Origin of the sequence: Streptomyces sp. HSW2009, from assembly GCF_040240285.1 — a bacterium.
GTDB lineage: Bacteria > Actinomycetota > Actinomycetes > Streptomycetales > Streptomycetaceae > Streptomyces.
Genome location: NZ_JBEHZD010000363.1, coordinates 1 through 8455, shown reverse-complemented (window position 1 = coordinate 8455; position 8455 = coordinate 1). Strand labels below are relative to the sequence as shown.

Genomic DNA, 8455 nt, shown 5'->3' with positions numbered 1-8455 from the left:
CCCCCCCGCGCCCCCCCCCCCCCCGCCCCCCCCCCCCCCCCCCCCCCCCCCCCCCCCCCCCGCGCGTCGACACCGGTCAGGGCCGAGTGCCCCCAGCCGCCGCCGGCGGCCCGTACCGGCCGGGTCAATCGCCGGGCCAACTGCTGGGGTCAACCGCCGTCGGCCAGCCCGGTGACGCGCAGCGTGATGTTCAACCGGCCCGCGGTCAGCCCGGTCGCCGGGTCCGCGGTGCCCGGCCTGACCTTCGGCACCCCGTGGTAAGCGAAGCGGGACGGGCCGCCGAAGACGAACAAGTCACCCGAGCACAGCTCGACGTCGGTGTACGGCCGGCCGCGGCGCTCGGTGTTGCCGAACCGGAAGACGCAACTGTCCCCGATGCTGAGCGAGACCACCGGCGCCGCCGACCGCTCGTCCCTGTCCTGGTGCAGGCCCATGGTGGCCGCCGCGTCGTAGAAGTTGACCAGGGCCACGTCCGGCGCGTAGTCGGCCGCGGCCGACGGGTCCTGATAGGCGTCGGCCACCGCCCGCCGGCCGTACTCCACCAGCCACGGCGGGAACGGCGCCACCCGCGCCCCATTCACGTCCGGCGCGGTCCGCGTGTAGGCGTACGGCCGCCAGTGCCAGCCCACCCCGACCATCTGCACCGACATCGTCCCGCCCCGCGGTAGCCGGACGTGCCGCATCGGCACCGGGCCCACCGCCCACCGCCGGCAGGCGTCCACCAGCGACCGCTGCTCGGCGGGCGAGAGCCAGTCGGGCACGTGCACGGCGCCGGGCGCCACGGTGGTGCGGGGGCGGGGGATGAGCGCGTTCACGGCCGACCTCTCGTCACGGGGGAGCGCGGGGTGTGGCGCGGCGCGGGTGGGGGGGCGGCCGCCGCGGCCGGCCGGGCGCGCCGGTGTGGTGCTGGGGTGTTGGGGCGTGGGGGGGCCCGGCGCGGGGGGGGGGGGGGGGGGGGGCGGCGCGGGCGCCCGCCGCCCGGGGGGGGGGGGGGGGGGGGGGGGGGGGGCGGGGGGGGGGGGGCGGGGCCCCCGCCCACGGCGGCGTGCCGCTCAGCCGAGGCGCGCGGGCAGCGCGCCCTCGTGCACGAGCAGCGCTTCCTTGCGGTCGAGCCCACCCGCATAGCCGGTCAGCGCCCCGCCGGCGCCGATGACCCGGTGGCACGGGCGCAGGACGAGCAGCGGGTTGGCGCCGATCGCGGTGCCCACCGCGCGCACGGCCGCCCGCGGGGCGCCGATCCGCTCGGCGATCGCGCCGTACGTCGTGGTGCTGCCGTGCGGAATGGACTCAAGTGCCGCCCAGACCCGGCGCTGGAACTCGGTGCCGGCGCCCGCCGTGTACGCGAGGTCGAAGTCGGTGAGCTCGCCCGCGAAGTAGGCGCGCACCTGCTCCACCGGCGCCGCGAGCGCCCCGGCGTCCGGCTGCCAGTCGGGTTGGACCTGCGGCGCGGAGCGCTGGCCCGGCATCGACAGCGAGGTCACGGTGGTGCCGCCGGCCGCCATCGGGTCCCGCTCACCCGTCACCAGCAACTCCCCGAGCGGGCTGTCGATGGTGGTGTAGACCGTCATCGGCCTGTCCTTCCCTCGTCTTCGTGCGTCGTACGGGTACCAGCTTGCGCCACGTCACACGCCCCGTCTGGCGGGATTCGGACATGGCCTTCACGGTGCCGCCCGCCCCTCGTACCCAGTCTCCGACGCCACGGCGACCAGGGCGAAACCGGCCCCCGCGGACCGCCCCCGGCCCGCCGAAGGGGACCGGACCGTGACCCGCCGCGCCGCCCGGCCGGCCCGGCCGGGCGCGCCGCCCGCAGGTTGCCCCGTGCCGTGCTGGCGGGGACAGTGGACGAGGCGTGCACACCGCAACCCGTACCGGAGGCTCCCGGTCCACCGCATCCCGTACCGGTGGCGGCCCCGGTCCACCGCGGGTCGGCCCACCGCGGTCGGCCCGGGCGGGCGCGCCGGCACCCGGCGCCGTCCCCACCTCAGCAAGACCTGGAGGCACGAGGCATGAGCAAGCCCGCCTACGTGTACGTGATCTACGTGCACGGCACCCCGCAGGAGCTCTACCGGGCTCTCACCGACCCCGAGTACGTCGCCGCGTACATGGGCGGCACCGGGCCGCGCTCCGACTGGCAGGTCGGATCGCCGGTGGACTGGAAGATGGACCCGAACGGCGCCTTCCACGACTACGGGCAACGCGTCCTGGTGGCGGAGCCCGGCAAGCTGCTCTCCTACACCTGGCACCCGCTGCAACCCGAGCACCGGACCATCGTGGGCATCGAGTCCGACGAGGAGTTCGCCGCGGCGGCCACGGAGCGCTCCCAGGTCACCTTCACCCTGGAGGAGGCCGAGGAGCCGTCGGCGGGCAGCAAGCTGACCATCGTGCACGACGGGTTCGACAGCCCACAGAGCAAGATGCTCCGCGCCGTCTCGCTGGGCTGGACGATGATCCTGTGCGAGCTGAAGACCGTGGTGGAGCGCGGCGGCCCGCAGGCAGCACGGCCGAGCTGAACCACCTCCCGTACGGGGACGCCCGTTTCCCGTACGGGGCCGCTCGATTCCCTCACGGCCCCGCGCCCGCTCGCTGTCTGTATGAGCCGGCCGGCGGGCTCAGGGCTCGATGAGGCCGGCGCGGATGGCGTAGCGGGTGAGTTCGAGCCGGTCCCGCAGGCCGAGCTTGTGCAGCAGGTTGGCCCGGTGCCGTTCCACGGTCTTCACGCTGATCACCAGCAGGTCGGCGATCTCCTTCGAGGTGTGGCCCTCCGCGACCAGCTTGAGGATCTCCTCCTCGCGGTCGGTGATGGCCTTGTGCGGGAACCCGTCGCCCGTCCGCGCCTGGTTCAGGTAGTTGCGGATCAACGTGGTGATCGCCCCGGGGTAGAGGAACGGCTCGTCGCGCATGGCGGCCCGGCACGCCTCCACCAGGTCGCGGTCGGCCACCGACTTGAGCACGTAGCCGGCCGCCCCGGCCTTGAGCGCCTCGAAGAGGTACTGCTCGTTGTCGTACATGGTCAGGATGAGGATGCGCAGCGCCGGCTGGCTGCGGGACAGTTCGCGTGCCGTCTGGAGGCCGGTCAGCCGGGGCATGGCGATGTCCAAGATGGCCAGGTCGGGCTGTTCGGCGCGGGCCGCCTCGATGGCCTCGGCGCCGTCGCTCGCCTCGGCGACGACCGTCAGGTCGGGCTCGTTGTCGAGGATCAGCCGGACCCCGCGCCGCACCAGCGCGTGGTCGTCGGCGAGCAGGATGCGGGTCTTCTTCGGTTCGCTCACGGCAGTGGCTCCCGCTGGGTGGTCGGTACGGTCAGGCGCACTTCGGTGCCGCCGTCGGGGCCCGGGCCGATGGCGAGGCCGGCCCCGATGAGCAGGGCGCGCTCGCGCATGCCGCGGATGCCGGCCCCCTCCGGGGCGCCGCCGAGCCCGCGCCCGTCGTCCCGGATGCACAGCTCCACCGCGCCGGGCACCCGGCGCAGCGACAGGTCCACGTGGCGCGCCCGGGCGTGCCGCACCGCGTTGGTCAGGCTCTCCTGGGCGACGCGGTACAGGACGAGTTCGACCTCGTCGCCGAGCGCGGGCAGCGGGCCCGTCACCCGGCGCCGGACGGTGAGCCCGCCGTGGTCCGGAATCTCGTTGACGAGTGCGCTGAGCGCGCTGGCCAGGCCCAGTTCCTCCAGCACGCCGGGGCGCAGCCGGCGGGCGATGCGCCGGATCTCGTCCAGGCTGCCGCGGGTCGTCTCCTGCACCAGGAGCAGTTCTTCGCGTACGGGGGCGGGGGACTGGTCGGCGACCCGCTTGAGTTCGAGGAGTACGGCGGTCAGGGTCTGCCCGACCTCGTCGTGGAGTTCCTGGGCGATGCGCCGGCGCTCGCCCTCCTGGGCGGAGAGGGCGCGGGCGCTGCTGGTGGCCCGCTCCGCCTCCAGCCGGTCCAGCATGCTGTTGAACGTCGTGATCAGGTCGGCGATCTCGCTGTGCCCGGCCGCCACCGGCCGCGGCCCGGGACGCAGCAGGTCGATGGTGGTCATGGCCCGGGTCAGGCGTTGCAGCGGCGCGAGCCCGAGGCGCAGCAGAGCGGCGTTGGCGATCAGCATGACGGCGAGCCCCGCGCTGAGGATCAGCGCCTCGGTCAGCAGCACCGGGGTGGAGATCGTGACCGGGCCGAGCAGCAACAGGGCCGCCGCCGCGACCAGCACCGCGGCGTTCAGCAGGAAGATCCGCCGGAACAGTGACCCGGCACCAGCCACGGCCACGGCCCCCGCCCCAGACGGGGCCCCGGAGGCGGCCCCAGACCCAGCCGCGGACGCCGCGGTACGGTCTCCTCGCATCTCCTCGACCCCACTATCGCTGGTGTGAACCCCGTGCCCGATGCACCGGTCTGTGCCCAGGCTGTCATCTGACCGGTGCCCGGCGCGCCACCGGGTGCGCGGGCCGGACCGGCGCGCCCTGTGGAAAGGCGCAGGTGGAGGCCGGTGACGGGTTCCCACTCCCGGTGCCGGCTACAGGTTCCCCACCCCCCGATATGGGTGTCAGCACCGATGGCGTACGCGCCGGCCCGGCCGTGATCATGGAAGCCAGCACGACGGCCCCTGGCCGGAGACGAGCCGACGGGCGGGACGGCGGGCGGATCGCGTAGCTGAGGCGACGCCGATGACTCCACGACCGAGCGGGCCCTTCGACCCGCGGCAGCACCCGTCCCGAGCGGGCGAGCGGGCCGCGGGCGGCGACGTACTGGATGGCCTCGCCGCCCTGACCCGGCGGCAGGACCCGCACTTCGCGCACGCCATGGGGCGCGGCAGGCCACAGGCGCCGCGCGAGTACCGGCGCGGCCCCGCCTGGCTGCTGCTGGCCGTCGCCGTGACCCTGTTCACCGTCGGTGTGCTCACCAGCCACGGCCTGCTCATCGCCACCGGCCTGGTGGCCGCCGGCGCCGCGGGCAACCTCTTCGACCCGCAGCGGCACCGCTACGGCCGGTAGGCCCAGGGCAGGTACCGCCACGGCCGGCGGCACGGCGGCTAGTGGAGGGAGAACAGGGAGAGGCCGGCGGCCCCGTTCAGGGAGCCGCCGGGCGCACCGCTCCCGCCGGCACGTCCTGCTCCGCCCAGACCACCTTGCCGGTGGACGTACGGCACGAGCCCCAGCGCCGACAGAGCATGTTGATCAGTTGTAGGCCACGGCCGCCCTCGTCGCTCGGCGATGCGTGCTGGATCTGCGGCAGGTCGGGGCCGGTGTCCGAGACCTCGACCAGCAGCCGGTCATCGCACAGCATCCGCAGCCGCCCCGGCCCGCCGCCGTAGCGCAGCGCATTGCCCACCAGCTCGCTGACGACCAGCTCCGTCACGTCCGCGAGGTCACCCAGGTGCCACAGGTCGAGTTGTTCCCGTACGTACTTGCGGGCCGCTCCGGCCGCCGAGCCGTCGCCCGGCAGGTCCCACACGCGCAACCCGGCGGCCACCGCGGCCGGCCGGGCCGCCGCCACCAACAGCACCGCCTCGTCGAAGCGTTCGCTGCCGGCCGGCGCGAGGTCGCTGAGGGCCACCGCGTCGAGCTCGGTTGACCGCAGCGCCGAAGCGGACCGCAGCAGCCGGTCCAACTGGCTGTCGATGTCCTCGGTCCGCGACTTGACCAGCCCGTCCGTGTACAACACCAGCCGGCTGCCCGGCTCGACCGGCACCCGCAGCCCGTCGTACGGGATGACCCCCGCGCCGATCGGGGCGCCGACCGGCACCTCCACGAACGAGGCCGCACCGTCGGGCCCGATGAGCATCGGCAGCGGATGCCCGGCGCTGACCACCGTGAAGCTGGCGTCGGCCGGGTCGTAGACGGCACACAGACAGGTGGCGACCTGGTCCTCCTCCAGGTCGCGGGCGGCCAGGTCGAGCCGGGCCAGCACCCGGTCGGGCGCCATGTCCATCGCCATCAGCGTCCGGCCCACGGCGCGCAGCCGCCCCATGGTGGCCGCCGCGGCCAGGCCGTGCCCCATCACGTCGCCGACCACCAGCGCGGTACGGCCCCCGGGCAGCGGTGCGACGTCGTACCAGTCGCCGCCCACCTCGCTGGGGTTGGCCGTCGGCGCGTAGCAGTGGTTGACCGCCAGGCCCGGGGTGTGCGGCGTGGCGCGGGGCAGCAGGCTGCGCTGCAAGGTCACCACGTGCTCGCGCTCGCGCTCGTACAGGCGCGCGTTGTCGACGAACAGGGCAGCCCTGGAAGCGAGTTGGGTGGCGAGTTCGAGATCGACGGCTGAGAACGGGGCCCGGTCGCCGGTCCGGATGAAGTCCGCCGCGCCGAGCAGTACGCCGCGGGCGATCAACGGCACCACGAGATAGCTGTGCACCCCGGCCCGGCGCAGCAACTCCGCGGCCCGGGGGCTGGGGGCGACCCGTACGAACTCGTCCGGCTGGATGTGGCTGACCAGCACCGGCTTGCCGAGGGTGAGGCATTCGTTGGCGAACTGGTCGTGGACGTTGGCGCTCAGCTCGCCGACCGGGTCGGGCTCCAGGTGCAGCAGCGCGTCGATCGCGGCGACGGCCAGCGCGCGGGTGGTCGGCCGACCGCTGCCACCCGGCTGGGCCCCCTCCTCGCCGTGCAGCACGGACTCCAACAGGTCCACGGCCGCACCGTCGGCGAAGCGGGGCACGGTGAAGTCGGCGAGTTCCTGTGCGGTGGTGACCAGGTCGAGCGTGGAGCCGATGCGCACACTGGCCTCATTGAGCCAGGCGAGTTGGCCACCGGCCCCGTCACCCTCCACACCGGGCTGGCCGATGCCATCGCTCGCGCGGCGGATGGTGCCGGTGCCGGTGCCGGTGCCGGTGCCGGTGGCGCTGGTGCGAGCGGTCTCGGCGGTGTCGCGGGAGTCGTCTGCGCCGCCGGGGAACGGCCGGGCCGGCGGCCTGCCGTGGGCGCCTTCCGCACCAGCGCCCGTACCGGTGGCGCGTTCGGCGCCCGCCCCCGGACCCGTGGCGCCTTCCGCCTCTGCCGCGCCCGCGCGGCGGCCCGGGTGTTGCTGCGCGGTGGCAGGGCCGGAGCGGCTGTCCGGGGCGCTGCGCGTGGCATCGCGTCCGGCGTCGTTCTTCCGGCCTTGCTCCACGTCCGTCTCCTCCGTGTCCACCGCGCCGTAACCCCCCAGCACCCCTGCCGGGTCGCCGACTCTAGCCCGCCCGCGGGTGCCCGCCGCGCATGACCTGGTATGTCGTCCGTTCCCTGCCAGCGCGGGGCGTGCCCGAAGCGGTCCGCCAGGCCGCGGTCAATCCGCAGACGACCGGCGTTCGTCCAGGTGGGACGCAGGAGACGGGGGACGGACTGGCACCGCGTGCGGTCCGCGCGATCCGCTGCGGCGCACGGTGCCCGCGGTGCGCACCCCGCAGCGGCCCGAGGCCGCGCCGTGGTGATGTCCGCACCGTGTTCCGCACCTCGTCGTCCCGCGTGTCGTGCCGGAGCACCGGCCACCCGCGCACCGGGTCCGGGCCCGCGCCGCCGGCGGGCCACCGATCCGGTCGGATCAGTTCCCCGCACACCCTGGCGCTACCTTATGGGCGTTTGGCCGGGCTGGCACCCGGGCGTCACCAGACGATTCCACCAGGTCCGGGCGGTGCGCCCACGCGCCCCCGGCAGGCCCCCCGTGCGCTCCACCCGCGACGTCACCGTCAGCCGACCGGCCCGTAGCCGTACGTGACGAACCCGGAGCGCCCGCGGTGTGAGCGAGACGGGCCGTACGGACGCGGGGCCCGCCGCGGTGTGGGGGAGAGGCGGTGCGGGCCCTGGCCCAGCCGATCTACCCGTGCCGCTCCGATCCGAGTGGTTGCGCCGTGCCGTCCGAGGTCGGCTGCCGCTGGCCCGGCGCGCCGGACAGTGCGGCGGCGACCACCGGTGGGAGCGGGGCCAGCCCGAGGAGCCCGCTGACGGCCCCGGCGGTGAGCGCGTGCCAGGCCGCGGCCCGGCGCACCATGGCGTGTTCCCCGTCGGCGAGCAGCAGCGTGCACGCCTCGGCGCCGGCCCGCCGGGCCCGGTCGGTGAAGGCGCGCGAGGCATCGGGCGAGGTGATCCGGTCCCGGCCGCCGTGCAACACGACCACCTGCGTGCCCGCGAGATGGGCCACCGGCTCATCGTCCGGGCACCACGGCGCGAGCCCGACCACCGCCTGTACCTGGGGCGCCGCTGCGGCCCGCAGCGCGGCCCGGCCGCCCATCGAATGGCCCACCAGGACCACTGGCAGCGGCCCGTGCAGGGCGGTCAACTCGTCCAGGGCGCGCAGGGCGTCGTGCGCCGGGTCGTCCCGCTCGCCGTTCCAGCCCCGGTGCCGGTAGCGGACGGTGCCCACGGCCACCGCGTGGCCGGCGACGGCCCGCGCGATGGACCGGGTGAAGGGCACCATCCGGGCGCCGGGCAGGTTCAGCGCGGGCGGCGGCTCAAGCCCGTCCTCACGCCCGCCGTGCAGGACGAGGACCGCGGCCCGCGGCGGCGCGTCC

Annotated in this window: 8 protein-coding genes; 2 read left to right on the top strand and 6 right to left on the bottom strand. The window is 75.5% G+C overall.

The features are described from left to right. Nucleotides 1-149: 149 nt before the first annotated feature. Both AAHZ94_RS23425 and AAHZ94_RS23420 read right to left on the bottom strand, forming a co-directional pair. Nucleotides 150-815: an alpha-ketoglutarate-dependent dioxygenase AlkB family protein gene (locus AAHZ94_RS23425; protein ID WP_349994960.1), complete on the bottom strand. Its 666-nt coding sequence runs from the start codon at nt 813-815 to the stop codon at nt 150-152. Nucleotides 816-1052: 237 nt separating this feature from the next. Next, the gene (locus tag AAHZ94_RS23420) at nt 1053-1568 is read right to left on the bottom strand and encodes a methylated-DNA--[protein]-cysteine S-methyltransferase (RefSeq protein WP_349994959.1); all 516 of its coding nucleotides are present in this window, start codon (nt 1566-1568) and stop codon (nt 1053-1055) included. Between the two features lie 438 nt (nt 1569-2006). On the opposite strand from AAHZ94_RS23420, the gene AAHZ94_RS23415 reads away from it, so the two are divergent. Then, the gene (locus AAHZ94_RS23415; protein WP_349994958.1) at nt 2007-2510 is read left to right on the top strand and encodes an SRPBCC domain-containing protein; all 504 of its coding nucleotides are present in this window, start codon (nt 2007-2009) and stop codon (nt 2508-2510) included. A 99-nt stretch (nt 2511-2609) separates the two neighbouring features. Here the strand turns inward: AAHZ94_RS23415 and AAHZ94_RS23410 are convergent, their stop codons facing one another. After that, on the bottom strand, nt 2610-3269 hold the full coding sequence (locus AAHZ94_RS23410; protein WP_349994957.1) for a response regulator: 660 nt from the start codon (nt 3267-3269) through the stop codon (nt 2610-2612). Continuing rightward, nucleotides 3266-4219: a HAMP domain-containing sensor histidine kinase gene (locus AAHZ94_RS23405; protein WP_349994962.1), complete on the bottom strand. Its 954-nt coding sequence runs from the start codon at nt 4217-4219 to the stop codon at nt 3266-3268. The genes AAHZ94_RS23410 and AAHZ94_RS23405 overlap by 4 nt, the downstream gene beginning before the upstream one ends. A 421-nt stretch (nt 4220-4640) precedes the next feature. Here AAHZ94_RS23405 and AAHZ94_RS23400 point away from each other — a divergent pair, with 421 nt between their 5' ends. Further along, entirely contained in the window at nt 4641-4967 is a 327-nt protein-coding gene (locus AAHZ94_RS23400; RefSeq protein WP_349994956.1) for a DUF3040 domain-containing protein, read from the top strand. Between the two features lie 76 nt (nt 4968-5043). On the opposite strand, the gene AAHZ94_RS23395 is transcribed toward AAHZ94_RS23400, so the two are convergent. Both AAHZ94_RS23395 and AAHZ94_RS23390 read right to left on the bottom strand, forming a co-directional pair. Continuing rightward, nucleotides 5044-6738, bottom strand: coding sequence for an ATP-binding SpoIIE family protein phosphatase (locus AAHZ94_RS23395; RefSeq protein WP_349994961.1), 1695 nt, complete (start codon nt 6736-6738; stop codon nt 5044-5046). Nucleotides 6739-7761: 1023 nt separating this feature from the next. Then, a partial coding sequence (locus AAHZ94_RS23390; RefSeq protein ID WP_349994955.1) for an alpha/beta hydrolase occupies nt 7762-8455 on the bottom strand: 694 nt, incomplete at its 5' end.